Origin of the sequence: Tessaracoccus sp. SD287 (assembly GCF_017355265.1) — a bacterium.
Classification (GTDB): Bacteria; Actinomycetota; Actinomycetes; order Propionibacteriales; family Propionibacteriaceae; genus Aestuariimicrobium.
In genome coordinates this window covers 16,316-31,266 of record NZ_JADIJQ010000031.1, presented here as the reverse complement: position 1 = coordinate 31,266, position 14,951 = coordinate 16,316, and the positions used below count along the sequence as shown (strand labels likewise).

The 14,951-nt window shown below is 68.3% G+C and carries 13 protein-coding genes and 1 riboswitch; of the genes, 5 read left to right on the top strand and 8 right to left on the bottom strand.

Annotated elements, in window-relative coordinates:
• Positions 1–422: 422 nt before the first annotated feature.
• From IPV09_RS11665 to IPV09_RS11650, 4 genes are all read right to left on the bottom strand, one after another.
• Complete coding sequence (locus tag IPV09_RS11665; RefSeq protein WP_207475427.1) at positions 423–794, bottom strand: DUF1707 domain-containing protein; 372 nt, start codon at positions 792–794, stop codon at positions 423–425.
• A gap of 66 nt (positions 795–860) precedes the next feature.
• On the bottom strand, positions 861–1,532 hold the full coding sequence (locus IPV09_RS14490; RefSeq protein WP_207475426.1) for a YigZ family protein: 672 nt from the start codon (positions 1,530–1,532) through the stop codon (positions 861–863).
• The gene (locus IPV09_RS11655) at positions 1,529–3,646 is read right to left on the bottom strand and encodes a prolyl oligopeptidase family protein (RefSeq protein WP_207475425.1); all 2,118 of its coding nucleotides are present in this window, start codon (positions 3,644–3,646) and stop codon (positions 1,529–1,531) included. The genes IPV09_RS14490 and IPV09_RS11655 overlap by 4 nt, the downstream gene beginning before the upstream one ends.
• Complete coding sequence (locus tag IPV09_RS11650; RefSeq protein ID WP_207475424.1) at positions 3,646–4,662, bottom strand: zinc-dependent alcohol dehydrogenase family protein; 1,017 nt, start codon at positions 4,660–4,662, stop codon at positions 3,646–3,648. The genes IPV09_RS11655 and IPV09_RS11650 overlap by 1 nt, the downstream gene beginning before the upstream one ends.
• 74 nt (positions 4,663–4,736) lie before the next feature.
• Positions 4,737–4,961, top strand: a riboswitch (cobalamin riboswitch).
• A gap of 83 nt (positions 4,962–5,044) precedes the next feature.
• On the opposite strand from IPV09_RS11650, the gene nrdH reads away from it, so the two are divergent.
• The 4 genes from nrdH to nrdF are packed head-to-tail and all read left to right on the top strand — an operon-like array spanning position 5,045 to position 8,854.
• Positions 5,045–5,290 carry a glutaredoxin-like protein NrdH gene (gene nrdH, locus IPV09_RS11645; RefSeq protein ID WP_370590303.1) on the top strand — a complete coding sequence of 82 codons (246 nt, stop codon included), beginning with the start codon at positions 5,045–5,047 and terminating at the stop codon, positions 5,288–5,290.
• A 4-nt stretch (positions 5,291–5,294) separates the two neighbouring features.
• Positions 5,295–5,681, top strand: coding sequence for a class Ib ribonucleoside-diphosphate reductase assembly flavoprotein NrdI (gene nrdI, locus IPV09_RS11640; protein WP_207475423.1), 387 nt, complete (start codon positions 5,295–5,297; stop codon positions 5,679–5,681).
• Positions 5,678–7,831, top strand: coding sequence for a class 1b ribonucleoside-diphosphate reductase subunit alpha (nrdE, locus tag IPV09_RS11635; RefSeq protein ID WP_207475422.1), 2,154 nt, complete (start codon positions 5,678–5,680; stop codon positions 7,829–7,831). Before nrdI ends, nrdE begins: the two co-directional genes overlap by 4 nt.
• Before the next feature lie 48 nt (positions 7,832–7,879).
• Positions 7,880–8,854 (top strand): class 1b ribonucleoside-diphosphate reductase subunit beta, encoded by a 975-nt coding sequence (nrdF, locus tag IPV09_RS11630; RefSeq protein ID WP_207475421.1) that lies wholly within the window; start codon positions 7,880–7,882, stop codon positions 8,852–8,854.
• 142 nt (positions 8,855–8,996) lie between these two features.
• Here the strand turns inward: nrdF and IPV09_RS11625 are convergent, their stop codons facing one another.
• Positions 8,997–10,376, bottom strand: coding sequence for a DEAD/DEAH box helicase (locus tag IPV09_RS11625; protein WP_207475420.1), 1,380 nt, complete (start codon positions 10,374–10,376; stop codon positions 8,997–8,999).
• Between the two features lie 306 nt (positions 10,377–10,682).
• Here IPV09_RS11625 and IPV09_RS11620 point away from each other — a divergent pair, with 306 nt between their 5' ends.
• The gene (locus IPV09_RS11620) at positions 10,683–11,834 is read left to right on the top strand and encodes a GNAT family N-acetyltransferase (protein ID WP_207475419.1); all 1,152 of its coding nucleotides are present in this window, start codon (positions 10,683–10,685) and stop codon (positions 11,832–11,834) included.
• Positions 11,835–11,903: 69 nt separating this feature from the next.
• Here IPV09_RS11620 and map read toward each other — a convergent pair whose 3' ends face one another.
• Genes map through secY form a run of 3 tightly spaced genes read right to left on the bottom strand, consistent with a single transcriptional unit; the run spans position 11,904 to position 14,625 of the window.
• The gene (map, locus tag IPV09_RS11615) at positions 11,904–12,734 is read right to left on the bottom strand and encodes a type I methionyl aminopeptidase (RefSeq protein WP_207475418.1); all 831 of its coding nucleotides are present in this window, start codon (positions 12,732–12,734) and stop codon (positions 11,904–11,906) included.
• Positions 12,735–12,739: 5 nt separating this feature from the next.
• Positions 12,740–13,321 carry an adenylate kinase gene (locus tag IPV09_RS11610; RefSeq protein WP_207475417.1) on the bottom strand — a complete coding sequence of 194 codons (582 nt, stop codon included), beginning with the start codon at positions 13,319–13,321 and terminating at the stop codon, positions 12,740–12,742.
• The gene (secY, locus tag IPV09_RS11605; RefSeq protein ID WP_207475416.1) at positions 13,318–14,625 is read right to left on the bottom strand and encodes a preprotein translocase subunit SecY; all 1,308 of its coding nucleotides are present in this window, start codon (positions 14,623–14,625) and stop codon (positions 13,318–13,320) included. The genes IPV09_RS11610 and secY overlap by 4 nt, the downstream gene beginning before the upstream one ends.
• Positions 14,626–14,951 lie beyond the last annotated feature (326 nt).

Genomic DNA, 14,951 nt, shown 5'->3' with positions numbered 1-14,951 from the left:
TATGGCTGCAAAGCGAATTTATGGACGTTCTTTTTTGGGAAGTTTACGACTCGCTTTTTTTTTTTCAGGCAGAAGAGGGAATACGAGAGGGAGGCCTGGAGGGTGGGAGCGGAGATGGGGAGAAGAGAAAGGGAGGGGGCTGGTAATGGGGTCCGGGCGGCGGCCGATGGAGCTCAGGACGTGGCCGTGATGGGGTTGGCTGGTGACCCGGGTGGTGCGCCCAGCGCCCCACCGGCGCCGACGCGGCGGCGGGCGGCAGCAGCACCTCGGTGGGCGCATCGACATCGCTGGGCACGGGCAGCGACTGGGTGGCCTCACCGGTGGTCGGGGGCACCTGGTCCGCGGGCTGCGGTGGGCTCCCGGCGGGACGCCGGAAGGGCCACCAGTCCTCGGGCGCCGTGTCGTTCATCGGGGGGCCGCGATCAGAGCACGATGGCGATCAGCAGGATGAGCACCAGCAGGCCGACCAGGAATGAGCCGCCGATCGTGTACAGCGCCAACCGGTTGGCATTCTTGGGCTGGGTCAGTTCCCCGGGCGGGGCGGCGCCGGTCTGGGTGACGATGTCGGGCTGGTCATAGGTCTGCTTGGCGGGCAGCGCCTCGACCACCGGCACCAGTTCGCCCAGTGTCCTGGCCCCGTAGATGCGGTCGAGCAGCTGGGGGTACTGCTCAGCGTCGATGGTGCCCTTGGTGAACTCGTCATTGAGTCGCTTGCCAAGATCCTCCCGCTCGGCGTCGGAGACCGGCTCATGGGACTGGCTGCGGTACTTGGAGGAAATCGGCAGGTTGCTCACCCCACCAGTCTACGAACCCCACAAGGCCTTGGCTGACACCGGGCCACGCTGGGCCGGCGGCACACCTCACAGGGTGCCGGCCGCGACCTCCACGTCGGCTGCGCCCAGGTCGTGGATGTGCGCACGGCCGGCGCTCACCTCGGCCACCTGGGCGGCGACCGCCGCTGCGTCGGTGACCGCGACCGTCAGGCGGGTGGCTCGTCCCGTGTAGTCGCGGGCGGCGGGTGCGATGCCCACCTGCTGCAGCGCATGCTCCACGACCCCGGCATCGCCGTGGTCCGCTTCGATCTCGAGCAGCCGACGGGGCTCGACGCGCACCACGGGCAGGCCCGTCAGCACGGCCCGGGTCGCCCCCGCATAGGCGCGGACCAGTCCCCCGGTGCCCAGCAGGACGCCCCCGAAGTAGCGCACCACCACGACGCACACCTGGCCCAGTTCGACCGCCTTCAGCGTGTCCAGCATGGGGCGCCCGGCGGTCCCGGCAGGCTCCCCGTCATCCGAACTGTGCTCCGCGTCGTGCTGGCCGGGGACCGCGACGACCGACGCCGAGCAGTGGTGCCTGGCGTCGGGGTATCGCTGGCGGACCGCCTCGACGAAGCTGCGGGCCGCCGCCTCGTCCGCGCACCGGGCCAGGTGGGCGATGAACCGGGAGCGTCGGACCTCGAGGTCGATGGTGGCCGCGACGTCCAGTGTCCCGGCCCAGGCGTGGCGCGGGTCCGGACGAAGGCTGCTGATCACCGGCGAGGGGGTGGGACCAGCCCGGTGTGGTGCGCGGCGAAGGCCAGCACGTCGGCCCATTCACTGGCGAGCATGCCGACCGGCTTGCCGATACCGTGGCCGGTGGCGACCTCGATGCGCGTGACGGCGGGGCTCGCCGCGTCCCCCTGGGCGGCCTGCAGGGTGGCGGTGAACTTGTGGGAGTGCGCCGGCACCACCCGGTCGTCGTGGTCACCGGTCACCACCAGGGTGGCCGGGTACTCGGTGCCCCGGCGCAGGTTGTGCAGTGGCGAGTAGGCCAGCGCCGTCTCGAAGTCCTCGGTGACCTCAGGGTTGCCGTAGTCGCTGGTCCACGCCGCGCCGATGGTGAACCGGTGGAAGCGCAGCAGGTCGAGCACGCCCACCTGCGGGATCGCCGCCGCGAACAGCTCCGGGCGCTGGCTCATGGCCGCCCCGACCAACAGGCCGCCGTTGCTGCGCCCATGGATCGCCAGCTGGGCGGGGGTGGTCACCCCGGTCGCGATCAGATGCTCGGCGACGGCGATGACGTCGTCGAAGACGTTCTGCTTGTTGGCGGCCCGGCCCTGCTCGTACCAGTCGTTGCCGTACTCCGAGCCGCCTCGCAGGTTGGCGATGACCAGGGTGCCGCCGGCGGCCAGCCAGGCGGGCCAGCCGGGACGGTAGTCGGCCGCCACCGGTACGGAGAAACCGCCGTAGCCGTACAGCAGCGTCGGTCGCGGGCCGGGTGGCGCATCATCGGCGGTGATCAGGAAGAACGGCACCTGGACGCCGGGAGCGTGGGGGCCGGCGGTGCGTGCCGGGGTGCTGGCGGCCCGGCCGCGGCGGACGGTGACCTGGGGAGGCTGCCATCCGCGCTCAGCAGCAGGCAGCTGGGTGAGATCCCCGGTGCCGATGTCCAGGTGCCAGGCCGTCAGGTCGCGGACGGTGGAACTGGCCGCCAGGAAGACGTCAGGCTGCTTCGGTTCGCTGGTGAGTCCGACCAGGGCGCCGGCGTCGAGGCCGACGACGCCCAGCAGGTCCCCCCGGGACGTCCAGCGCCGCAGCAGGGGTTGGGCGTCGGCCAGATGGTGGGTCAGCAGCAGTCCATCGGCCAGGGCCACGTCGGCCAGGACATGCTCGTCTGCCCCGATGACGACACGCCGCCCACCCGCGGCGCCGGGCAGTGGGACGGCGATGACCTCGCCGAGCGGGTGGTCGTTGACCTGCAGCAGCAGTTCGTCACCGATGACACCGACCGGCAGGCGCTCGTGGTGGTGGTCGTCGAACAGGACCGTCCAGTCCCCCAGCCGGTCCCCCGCGCCGGCGCCCTGTCCGGGCAGCACGGGCGCGACCCACAGGGCGTTGCTGCGATGGGTGCCGCGGCGCAGCATCAGCACCACCCAGTCGTGCTCGGCGCCCTCGAGGACCACGGGCACCATCATCAGGTGCGGGTCATCGGGGAAGCTCAACAGGTCGAGATCGCTGCTGGCGTCGGTGCCGATGCGGTGCAGCATGAGGTGGCCACCGGCCACGGCGCGGGTCTCGGTGCCCTCGGCGCGCCCCGCCTCCGGGAAGGCGGTGTACAGGAAGCCGGACGAGTCACCGAGCCAGTTCGGTTGACTGAACCGGGCCATCACCTCGTCGGGGAGTGTCTGGCCGGTGTCCAGGTCGAGGACCGCGATCCGGGTCCAGTCCGAGCCGGCCTCGCTGATGCCGTGGGCCAGCAGTCGGCCATCAGGGCTGACCCGCGCGGCCCCCAGCGAGGTGGTGCCGTCATCCGACCACTGGTTGGGGTCGAGCAGCACCCGGCCGCCGGTGAGCAGGTCGTCCAGGCTGCGGGCGCCGACCAGCACCTCCTGGTCCTGGTCGGCATCGCGGACCCGGCGCAGGAACCAGCCATGCTGGCCCGACGGGGCACCGATGCGCGGTTGGCGCAGGATGTCGTTCATCGTGGCGGTGAACCAGTCGCGGTGCCCGATGGTGGCGAAGACGGACTCGAAGTAGTCGCGTTGGGCCGCGACCCAGGCGCGGGTGCGGTCGGAGTCGGGGTCTTCGAGCCACCGGTAGGGATCGGCGATGCGGTGCCCGTGCAGGGTCTCGACCAGGTCGTCGCGCTCGGTGTCGGGGGGACGCATCAGGGGGTCACCAGGGCCTTGATGACGCGACGCTCGGCCATCGCCTGGTAGGCCTCGGCGATGTCGTCCAGGGCGTAGCTGGCGTCGAAGACCCGGCCGGGATGGATCCGCCCCGACCAGACCCTGTCAAGCAGATCGGGAAGGTAGCCGCGCACCGGGGCCATGCCACCACGCACGCCCACGTTGCGGCGGAACAGCGCGCCGACGTCCAGGTCGATGCCGTGGGGCACGCCGACGAAGCCGACCATGGCACCCGGCCGGGCGCAGGCAATGGCCTGCGCCATCGCCGGTCCGTTGCCAACGCATTCCAGGACGGCGTCGGCACCGACGCCGGCGGTGAGTTCGTGGAGTTCGCCGATCCCCTCGTCCCCGCGCGCGGCGATGATGTCGCTGGCGCCGAACTGGCGGGCCACCTGCTGGCGGGGTTCGTGGCGGCTCATCGCAATGATCCGCCCGGCACCGAGTTCAGCGGCGGCCAGCACCCCGCACAGGCCCACGGCACCGTCACCCACCACGGCCACCGTCATCCCCGGACGCACCCCGGCCATCAGCGCGGCATGCCAGCCGGTGCCCATCACGTCGGACAGGGTCAACAGGTCACCCAGCATGGCAGCATCGGGCGCCTCGGGGGTGGCCACCAGGGTGCCGTCGGCCTGCGGGATGCGGACGTGGGTGGCCTGGCAGCCGTCCATCCAGTCGAGGTTCGCGCAGACCGAACTGAACCCGGCCAGGCAGTGCGGGCAGGTGCCGTCGCAGGAGTAGAAGCTGGCGATGACGAAGTCACCGGGTTTCACCGAGGTGACCTGGGCGCCGACCTCCACGACGATCCCGCAGCACTCGTGGCCGATCGCCTTGGGTTCGGGGATGGGGTTGTCGCCGCGGTAGCGCCACAGGTCCGAGCCGCAGACGCAGGTCGCGCTGACCTCGATGATGGCATCGGTGGGGTGCTCGATGATCGGGTCAGGACGGCTCTGGACGCGTACGTCGCCGGCCGCGTGAATGATGGCTCCTCGCATGGGTCCATCCAAGCACTTGGCGTCGACCCGTGGTGGGGGAAGCAGTTGCCGGTGGACGAAATGACACCGGTGTGATTACGATACCTAGTGCTGGTTCATCCCCCTGACCCCCAGATGTGGGGTTTGGGTGATGAGACAACAGGGAACCCGGTGTGAATCCGGGACTGCCCCGCAGCGGTATGAGGGAACGACCGGCGACATGAGCACTGGCCACCAGGCTGGGAAGCGTCGCCCACTAGGTCCACGCGTCACGCGTCCGCCCTCGAGTCCGAAGACCTGCCAGCGCCCGGGTTCGCCCGGTTCGTCCGACCATCGGTCTCGCGGGAAGACCGGGCGCACTTGCTGTGCTCCCCCGCGCGACCCTGCTTCGAGGAGAGAGCACGTGTCAGCACCCATCACCGTCTACAGCAAGCCCACCTGTGTCCAGTGCACCGCCACCTACCGCGCCCTGGACAAGGTCGGCCTCCCCTACCGGGTGGTCGACCTCTCGCAGGACGACGCCGCCCTGCTCGAGGTCCGGGCGTTGGGCCACCAACAGGTTCCCGTGGTCGTCGATGGCGACCAGAACTGGTCCGGTTTCCGGCCCGACCTGATCAGGGCTGCAGCCGAGCGCGCCCGAGCCGCGTAACCCAATGCACCTGGTCTATTTCTCCTCCGCCTCGCTGAACACCCACCGCTTCGTCCAGAAGTTGGGTCTTCCGGCCGAGCGGATCCCGCTGCGGCGGGCCGAGGAGCCGCTGACGGTCACCGAGCCCTACATCATGCTGCTGCCCACCTATGGCGGGGGCAGCGTCGGCGGTGCGGTCCCCAAGCAGGTGATCCGGTTCCTCAACGACCCGGGAAACCGCGCCCTGATCCGTGGGGTGGTCTCGGCGGGCAACACCAACTTCGGTGCGGCCTACTGCCTGGCCGGCGAGATCGTCGCCGCCAAGTGCCGCGTCCCCCACCTCGAACGCTTCGAACTACTGGGCACCGCCGATGACGTGGCGCGTGTCCGCGAAAGGCTCCTTGCACCATGACCCTGTTGACTGACACCGGCCGCGAGTCACTGGCCGCGGAACAGACTGACTACCACGCCCTCAATGCCCTGCTGAACCTGTACGACGCCGAGGGCAGGATTCAGTTCGAGGCCGACCGGCAGGCAGCCCACCAGTACTTCCGCCAGCACGTCAACCAGAACACCGTCTTCTTCCACTCCCTGGCCGAGAAGCTGGACTACCTGGTCCAGCAGGGCTACTACGAGGCGGCCGTGCTGGAACGCTACGACGCCGAGTTCGTCAAGGGCCTGTTCAGGCGGGCCTACGCGGTGAAGTTCCGCTTCCCGACCTTCATGGGGGCGTTCAAGTACTACACCGCATACACCCTGAAGACCTTCGATGGCACCCGCTACCTGGAACGTTTCGAGGACCGGGTCGCCATGGTGGCGCTGGCCCTGGCCGACGGTGACCGTGCCCTGGCCGAGCAGATCACCGACGAGATCATGTCGGGACGCTTCCAGCCGGCAACCCCCACCTTCCTGAACGCTGGCAAGGCGCAGCGCGGGGAACTGGTCTCGTGCTTCCTGCTGCGGGTCGAGGACAACATGGAGTCGATCTCACGGGCGATCAACTCCTCGCTGCAACTGTCCAAGCGCGGCGGCGGGGTGGCGTTGTCACTGACGAATATCCGCGAGGCCGGGGCCCCGATCAAGAAGATCCAGCATCAGTCGTCCGGGGTGATCCCGGTGATGAAGCTGCTCGAGGACTCGTTCAGCTACGCCAACCAGCTGGGTGCCCGCCAGGGTGCGGGTGCGGTCTACCTCCATGCCCATCACCCCGACATCCTGTCCTTCCTGGACACCAAGCGCGAGAACGCCGACGAGAAGATCCGCATCAAGACGCTCTCGCTGGGGGTGGTCATTCCCGACATCACCTTCGACCTGGCCCGCACCAACGAGGACATGTACCTGTTCAGCCCCTACGACGTCGAACGCGTCTACGGGGTGGCGTTCAGCGAGATCTCGGTGAGCGAGAAGTACCGCGAGATGGTCGACGACAAGCGGATCACCAAGAAGAAGATCAACGCGCGCAAGTTCTTCCAGACCCTGGCCGAGATCCAGTTCGAGTCCGGCTACCCGTACCTGATGTTCGAGGACACGGTGAACCGGGCCAACCCGATCGACGGCCGGATCAGCATGTCCAACCTGTGCTCGGAGATTCTGCAGGTCTCCGGTCCCTCGACCTACCACGAGGACCTGTCCTACGACCAGGTCGGCAAGGACATCTCGTGCAACCTGGGCTCGCTCAACATCGCCCGGACGATGGACTCCCCTGACTTCGCGCGCACTATCGAGACCGCGGTGCGTGCGCTGACCAGCGTCTCGGACCAGTCGAACATCGCCTGCACCCCCAGCATCGACCGCGGCAATGCGATGAGCCACGCGATCGGCCTGGGACAGATGAACCTGCACGGCTACCTCGCCCGTGAGTCCATCCACTACGGCTCCGACGAGGGGCTCGACTTCACCAACATGTACTTCTACGCCGTCACCTTCCATGCCCTGACCGCGTCGTGCCGCCTGGCTCGGGAGCGCGGTGATCGTTTCGACGGCTTCGAGCGCAGCAGCTACGCCAGCGGCGAGTACTTCGCGAAGTACATCGAGGGCCAGTGGGTGCCGCGCACGGCCAGGGTCGCCGATCTGTTCGAGCGCTCCGGCATTACCCTGCCAACCCCGGACGACTGGCGCGCTCTGGCCGCCGAGGTCGGCGAGCACGGGCTGTACAACCAGAACCTGCAGGCCATCCCGCCGACTGGGTCGATCAGCTACATCAACCACTCGACCAGTTCGATCCACCCGATCGTCGCCAAGGTCGAGATTCGCAAGGAGGGCAAGATCGGCCGGGTCTACTACCCGGCGCCCTACATGACCAACGACAATCTCGAGTACTTCCGCGACGCCTACGAGATAGGCCCGGAGAAGATCATCGACACCTATGCCGCGGCCACCCAGCACGTCGACCAGGGCCTGTCGTTGACCTTGTTCTTTCCCGACACCGCCACCACCCGCGACATCAACAAGGCCCAGATCTACGCCTGGCGCAAGGGCATCAAGACCCTGTACTACATCCGGCTGCGGCAGTTGGCGCTGGCCGGCACCGAGGTCGACGGCTGCGTCAGCTGCATGCTCTGAGACCCGTCGACGACCACACCTGACACGAGAAAGCCCTGAGGCAATCACATGACCACGAACCCCAGCCTGCTGCGCGGGGTCCAGGCGATCAACTGGAACCGCATCACCGACCAGGTCGATTCCGACGTCTGGGACAGACTCACCAGCAACTTCTGGCTGCCCGAGAAGGTGCCATTGAGCAACGACATCCCGTCGTGGCGCACGCTGCGCCCCCACGAACAGTTGATGACCACCCGGGTCTTCGCCGGCCTGACCATGCTGGACACGATCCAGGGCACCGTCGGCGCGGTGTCGCTGATCCCAGATGCAATCACCCCGCATGAGGAGGCGGTCTACACCAACATCGCCTTCATGGAATCGGTGCACGCCAAGAGCTACAGCTCGATCTTCTCCACCCTGATCTCCACGTCCGAGATTGATGACGCGTTCCGCTGGAGCGCGGAGAACGAGAACCTGCAGCGCAAGGCCAGCATCATCCTGGACTACTACTACGGGCAGGACCCGCTGAAGCGGAAGGTCGCCTCGACGATGCTGGAGTCGTTCCTGTTCTACTCCGGCTTCTACGCACCGATGTACTGGTCAAGCCGGGCCAAGCTCACCAACACCGCTGACCTGATCCGGCTGATCATCCGGGACGAGGCGGTGCACGGCTACTACATCGGGTACAAGTTCCAGCAGGGCCTGGCCCAGGCCAGCTCCGAGCGCCGCCAGGAGCTGAAGGACTACACCTTCTCATTGCTCCACGAGCTCTACGAGAACGAGGAGTCCTACACCGAGGACCTCTACGACCCCCTCGGCATCACCGAGGACGTCAAGATGTTCCTGCGCTACAACGCCAACAAGGCGCTGATGAACCTGGGCTACGAGGCGCTGTTCCCGAAGGATGCCACCTCGGTCTCGCCGGCCATCCTGGCCGCGCTGTCACCCAATGCCGACGAGAACCACGACTTCTTCTCCGGGTCGGGCTCGTCGTACGTGATGGGCAAGGCCATCAACACCGAGGACGAGGACTGGGAGTTCTGAGGTGACCAGCGACACCGCGAGCCGGGCAGCCGGCCCGCCCCGCCACCCGGGCAGCGGGGCGCGCGGACGGGGGGTTGGGGCCAGGTTGGCCACCCTGGGCGAAGCGGCACGTCGGGAAGGCACCGCCTGAGCCCGGGTGGTCTCAGGCGACGCGGCTGCGTCCGCGACCGCCGCCGGTGCTGCGCCGCGACGAGCTGAATCCTGCCATGCCACCCTGGCGGGATCCGCCGCCGGAGCGTGCCCCCTGGGACTGGCTGGTGGGCTGGCGCGAGCCACTGGAGGGACGGCCGCTGCGGGGGCGTCCTGCGGGCTGCGGCTGGCGCGGCTCGTTGCCGACGCCGGGGCCGCCGAGGGCGGGCGCGACGTGGGGTGCGTACTGCCCGACCAGGCTCTTGATGGGCGCCGCGTCGGCGGTGACCCGCTGGGCCCGCACGTCGATCTTGGCGCGGCGCAGGATGGCGGCGGTGTCCGAACGCTGTGAGGGCAGCATGACGGTGGCGACGTCGCCGGCCGAACCGGCGCGGGCGGTGCGGCCCGAGCGGTGCAGGTAGGCCTTGTGCTCGACGGGCGGGTCGACGTGGACGACCAGTTCGACGTTGTCGACGTGGACGCCGCGGGCGGCCACGTCGGTGGCCACCAGGACCTTGACGCTGCCATCGCTGAAGGCCGCCAGGTTGCGGTCACGCGCGTTCTGCGACAGGTTGCCGTGCAGGTCGACGGCGGGCACCCCGCTGGCCGTGAGCTGCTTGGCCAACTTCTTGGCCTGGTGCTTGGTGCGGGTGAACAGGATGCGTCGGCCCATGCCGGAGGCGAGCGCCTTGACCAACTGCGGCTTGTCGGCGTCGGAGACCTCGAAGACGTGATGGGTCATCTGGGCCACCGGGGAGTTCTCGTCGTCGACCGAGTGCTTGACGGGGTCGGCGAGGTACTTCTTGACCAGCTTGTCGACGCCGTTGTCCAGGGTGGCGGAGAACAGCATGCGCTGACCCTTGCGGGGGGTCTTGTCGAGGATGCGGGTCACCACGGGCAGGAAGCCGAGGTCGGCCATGTGGTCGGCCTCGTCCAGCACGGTGACCTCGATCTCGTCAAGGCGGGCGATGCCCTGCTTCATCAGGTCGTCGAGGCGTCCCGGGCAGGCCACCACGATGTCGGCGCCGCGGCGCAGCGCCGTCTCCTGGCGTCCCTGGGGGACGCCGCCGAAGATGGTGGTGACGCTCAGGCCGACGGCCTTGGCCAGCGGCTCGAAGGTCGCGGTGATCTGGGTGGCCAGCTCCCTGGTGGGGGCCAGGACCAGGCCTCGGGGGTTGCGCCCGCGACGCCCGGCCAGGGCTGCCACCATCGGGATGGCGAAGGCCAGGGTCTTGCCGGAGCCGGTCTTGCCGCGCCCGAGCACGTCGCGGCCGGCGAGGGTGTCGGGAAGGGTGTCCGACTGGATGGGGAAGGGCGTCTCACGATCCATGCCCTTGAGGGCATCGACCAGGACGGGGGGCACGCCGAGTGCGGCGAAGGAAGTGTTGGTCATGTGTGCATTTCTTGCTGGGCGCGCACACCCGACATGACCGAGTAACCAGCCAGTGACAGGTGCGACAGCGCAGTCGGCGAGCGCGGCGGAGGCCACGATCGATCGCCGTGGGAAAGATCCTCGACTTCGTGATGAAGGAGGAAGCGTTCAACGACGCAGGCGGACTTTTCACATCCGCGAGTAGTTGAAGTCTACCAGTCTTCGAGCCGGTGCCCCGCCACCCCGCCGGTCGGCACCCGGAATCGGGGCCGTTCGGCGCCCAAAATTGGATTGCGCCGCGCCGCACTCGCGAGGTTTCCTTGGAGCATGCCTGCCCCCTTTATCGTCCTGGTGGACGCCCCGCCCTGCGCCGCCGACGGCACCCCGCGCGAGCCGGGTGCGATCGCCGAGTTGCTGACCCGGCAGGTCGAGGTCGCCAACCAGGCCTGGTTCGAGGTCTTCGGCCATGGTGACTTCACCGAGTTCCCCCACAAGACGCTGGCGACCCTGCAGTTCCAGAAGTACCGCCGCACGCGGGTGGTGGTCGCCCTGGACCGCGAGGTGCGTGGCCTCGGGACCGCACCGGAGGGCCTGCCGCTGGTGCTGCCGGACACCGACCTGGGCGCGGCGCGGGTCCTCGGGTCGACCCAGGTGCGCCATGAGTTCGAGAACAACCCGCACCTGGTCGATGAGGTCGAGATCGTCGTGGCCGGCGGGTCACGCCGACGTGGCATCGGGTCGGCCATCCAGGCCGCGATCGAGACGGTGGCCCGGGCCTGGGGCGCCACCACCGTCTCGGGGTTCTCAAGCCACGTCGGCCCACCGTCACAGGACCTGCTGATGCCCGCGGAGGGTCCCTTTGGGGTGGGCCGCGACGACGTCGCCACCCGGTTCGCCCTGGCCCACGGATACCACCTCGCCCAGGGTGAGCGGCACTCGATGCAGACCCTGCCCGACGACCCCGCTCGCCTGGGACAGCCCGATGTCGCTGACGGTTACGAACTGGTCTGCTGGGGCGGGGTGATCGACCCGACCCTGGCCCAGGACATGGCCGAACTCATGACAGCCTTCGAGGCGACGGTGCCCATGGGCGAACTCGAGTACAACCCGCAGGTCATCACGGCCGAACGGGTGCTGGACAGCAGTCGCGAGTCCCACCGCCACAATGACTCCCTGACGGTGGCGGTCCGGCACCGTGAGAGCGGTCACCTGGCCGGGTTCACCCAACTGTTCACCGCCCCCGAGCTGCCCGAACCGGTCTGGCAGGGCATCACCGTGGTCCTGCCGGAGCACCGCGGCCATCGGCTCGGCATGGCCATCAAGGTGGCGGCCGTCCACGAGGCCCGACGGCGCTGGCCGGGGGCGAAGCGGGTGCACACCTGGAATGCCGGGGAGAACGCCCACATGTGGGCCATCAACGAGCCCCTCGGCTACGTCACCGCAGGTGTCGCCGGCGCCTGGCAGAAGAAATTGGTGTAGCGACGCCGGGGTCCGAGCGGCGGCGAGCACGACTCAGCGGCCGCGCACGCCGACGCGGAGCATGAGTGATCAGTTCAGCGGACCGTAGGGCAGGCCGCGGCGGGTGAGTTCGGCCTCGCCGCCGTCCTCGGCCGTGAGCACCCAGATGCCGGTGCGGGTGACGGTGATGGTGTTCTCCCAGTGGCTGGCCCAGGAGCCGTCAGCGGTCACCACCGTCCACTCGTCGTCACGCTCGACGGTGTCCTCGGTGCCCAGGGTGGCCATCGGCTCGATGGCCAGCGCCATGCCCTCGACCACCTTGGGGCCACGGCCACGTCGACCCCAGTTGGGCACGTCGGGGCTCATGTGCATCTCGGTGCCGATGCCGTGACCGGTGTACTCGCGGATGATGCCGTAGTCCCCGGCCGAAGTGATGGACGCCTCGATGGCGGACGAGATGTCGCCGATCCTGCCGCCCAGGCGGGCGGCGCCGATACCGGCCCACATCGCCTCCTCGGCGGTGCGGGACAGTTGGGCGTGCTCCTCGGACACGCTGCCGACGGCGAAGGTGCGCGCGGCGTCCCCGTGCCAGCCGTCGAGGATGGCACCGAAATCGACCGAGACCAGGTCGCCGTCGGCGAGCACCCGCTCGCCGGGGATGCCGTGGACGATCTCGTCGTTGACCGAAATGCAGGTCACCGCGGGGAAGGGCGGGCCCCAGGCGGCCCCGTAGCCGAGGAACGAGGAGGTCGCCCCGGCCCGGGCCAGCATGTCGCGGGCCAACGCGTCCAGCTCACCGGTGGTGACACCGGGGGCGACGTGCTCGCCCAGGGCGCTCAGCGTGGTGGCCACCACCAGACCGGCCCGTCGCATGGCGAGCAACTGGTCGGCGGACTTGATCTCGATGCCGCGGGTGAACATGGCGGTCAGTTCTTGGCGGCCAGGAACTGGTCCAGCGCATCCAGGACCTGCGCCGTGACCTCGTCGACGCTGCCGTGGCCGGTGACCTCGACCAGCAGCCCACGCTCGCGGTAGGTGTCCAGCAGCGGCTGGGTCTCCGCCGCGTAGACGTCCATCCGGGCCCGGATGGTGGTCTCGTTGTCGTCGGAGCGTCCCTCGATCTCGGCACGCTTCAGCAGCCGGTCCACCAGGGCGTCCTGGTCGACCAGCAGCGAGATGACCGCGTCGATGCCCGAGTCGGAGGCGTCGAGCAACCGGTCGAGGGCGCCGACCTGGTGCAGGTTGCGGGGGTAGCCGTCCAGCAGCCAGCCGTCCTCGGCGTCCTCCTGGCCCAGCCGGTCGGCGACGATGGCGTCGGTGATCTCGTCGGAGACGAGCTGCCCGGCGTCCATGATCTGCTTCACCTGCACACCGAGCGGGGTGCCATTGGCGATGTTCTCGCGGAAGATCGAGCCGGTCGAGATGGCCGGCACCTCGTAGCGCGCGGCGATGCGTGACGCCTGGGTGCCCTTGCCTGCACCGGGGGCCCCCATGATCAACAGGTTCACTTCAGGAATCCTTCGTAGTTGCGTTGCTGCAGTTGGCTCTCGATCTGCTTGACCGTGTCCAGGGCCACACCGACGATGATGAGGATGGAGATGCCACCCATCGGGAAGTTCTGCTGGGCGCCCATCGAGATGAACAGCAGCGTCGGGATCAGCGCGATCACGCCCAGGTAGAACGCGCCGGGAGCGGTCAGCCGGCTCAGTACGTAGGCCAGGTAGTCCTCGGTGGGCTTGCCCGCCCGGATGCCAGGGATGAAGCCGCCGTACTTCTTCATGTTGTCGCTGATCTCGACCGGGTTGAAGGTGATGGAGATGTAGAAGTAGCAGAACCCGATGATCAGCAGGAAGAAGGTCAGGTTGTAGCTCCAGTGCGTGCCGGTGGCGAAGTTCGCCGCGATCCACTGCGAGAACCGGCTCTCGGGACGGAACGTCGAGTAGAGCACCGGCAGGTACAGGATCGAGCTGGCGAAGATGACCGGGATGACGCCGGACTGGTTGACCTTCAGCGGGATGTAGGTGGTGGTGCCACCGATCAGGCGCTTGCCGACCATCCGCTTGGCGTACTGCACCGGGATCCGGCGTTGGGCCTGCTCGACGAAGACGATGGCCAGCATGATGAGCAGGGCAATGGCCAGCACTGCGCCGAAGACGAACCAGCCGTTGGCACCCTCGCGACCGGCCTTGATGCCCCACAGCGCGGCCGGGAACTGGGCGGCGATCTGGGTGAAGATCATGATGGACATGCCGTTGCCGATGCCGCGCTCGGTGACCAGCTCACCCATCCACATGATCACGGCGGTGCCGGCGGTCATGGTCAGCACCATCACCACGATCGGGAAGATGTCGGTGGAGTAGACGATGCCGGTGCAGCCGGGGAACAACTGGTCGTTGACGGCCAGGGTGACGAAGGCGGTGGAGTTCAGCACGGCCAGGAACAGGGTCAACCACCGGGTGTACTGGGTGATCTTGGCGGTGCCGGCCGCCCCTTCCTTCTTCAGCGCCTCCAGCCGTGGGATCACGACCGTCAACAACTGCAGGATGATCGAGGCCGTGATGTAGGGCATGATGCCCAGCGCAAAGATCGACAACTGCAGCAGCGCGCCACCCGAGAACAGGTTGATCATCGAGTAGAGCCCGGCCGAGGCGCCCGCCTCCGCGACCTGACGGCACTGGTCGACCCGGGCCAGGTTCACGTTCGGCGTCGGGATGACCGAGCCGGCCCGGAAGATCGCCAGGATCATCAGGGTGAACAGGAGCTTCTTGCGCAGATCTGCTGACTTCCAGACATTGCTGAAGGCGGAAAGCATCCAGGCTCTTCTTTCGTGATCTGTGGTGGGCGACGCCGGCGGCGACGCATGGTGGTGCACGGCTGTGGTTCACGGGGCGCGTCAGGTGGGTGCGCGCCCCTGCGGACGCAGCCACATGGCAGCTTCGGCAGCCTATCAAGACGGGGCCACGATCCCACAAACTCCCCGGGGCCTCCTGGCCCGGCGCCGCTACCACCAGCGGTTTCGTGACCAACTCGTGACCGCAGCCCCTCCTGATCGTGCAGTTTGTAACGATCCACTCACGAGGGCCCGGCGGGTGCTACCCCCCACGACCACGCCGGTATACGGTCACTGCACACCTTGAC

Bases quoted from the DNA above. Each gene is read 5' to 3' on its own strand.
- IPV09_RS11655 (WP_207475425.1), bottom strand. From the start codon at position 3,646: ATGCGTCCCCCCGACACCGAGCGCGACGACCTGGTCGAGACCCTGCAC.
- IPV09_RS11650 (WP_207475424.1), bottom strand. From the start codon at position 4,662: ATGCGAGGAGCCATCATTCACGCGGCCGGCGACGTACGCGTCCAGAGC.
- nrdI (WP_207475423.1), top strand. From the start codon at position 5,295: ATGCACCTGGTCTATTTCTCCTCCGCCTCGCTGAACACCCACCGCTTC.
- nrdE (WP_207475422.1), top strand. From the start codon at position 5,678: ATGACCCTGTTGACTGACACCGGCCGCGAGTCACTGGCCGCGGAACAG.
- nrdF (WP_207475421.1), top strand. From the start codon at position 7,880: ATGACCACGAACCCCAGCCTGCTGCGCGGGGTCCAGGCGATCAACTGG.
- IPV09_RS11625 (WP_207475420.1), bottom strand. From the start codon at position 10,376: ATGACCAACACTTCCTTCGCCGCACTCGGCGTGCCCCCCGTCCTGGTC.
- IPV09_RS11620 (WP_207475419.1), top strand. From the start codon at position 10,683: ATGCCTGCCCCCTTTATCGTCCTGGTGGACGCCCCGCCCTGCGCCGCC.
- map (WP_207475418.1), bottom strand. From the start codon at position 12,734: ATGTTCACCCGCGGCATCGAGATCAAGTCCGCCGACCAGTTGCTCGCC.
- secY (WP_207475416.1), bottom strand. From the start codon at position 14,625: ATGCTTTCCGCCTTCAGCAATGTCTGGAAGTCAGCAGATCTGCGCAAG.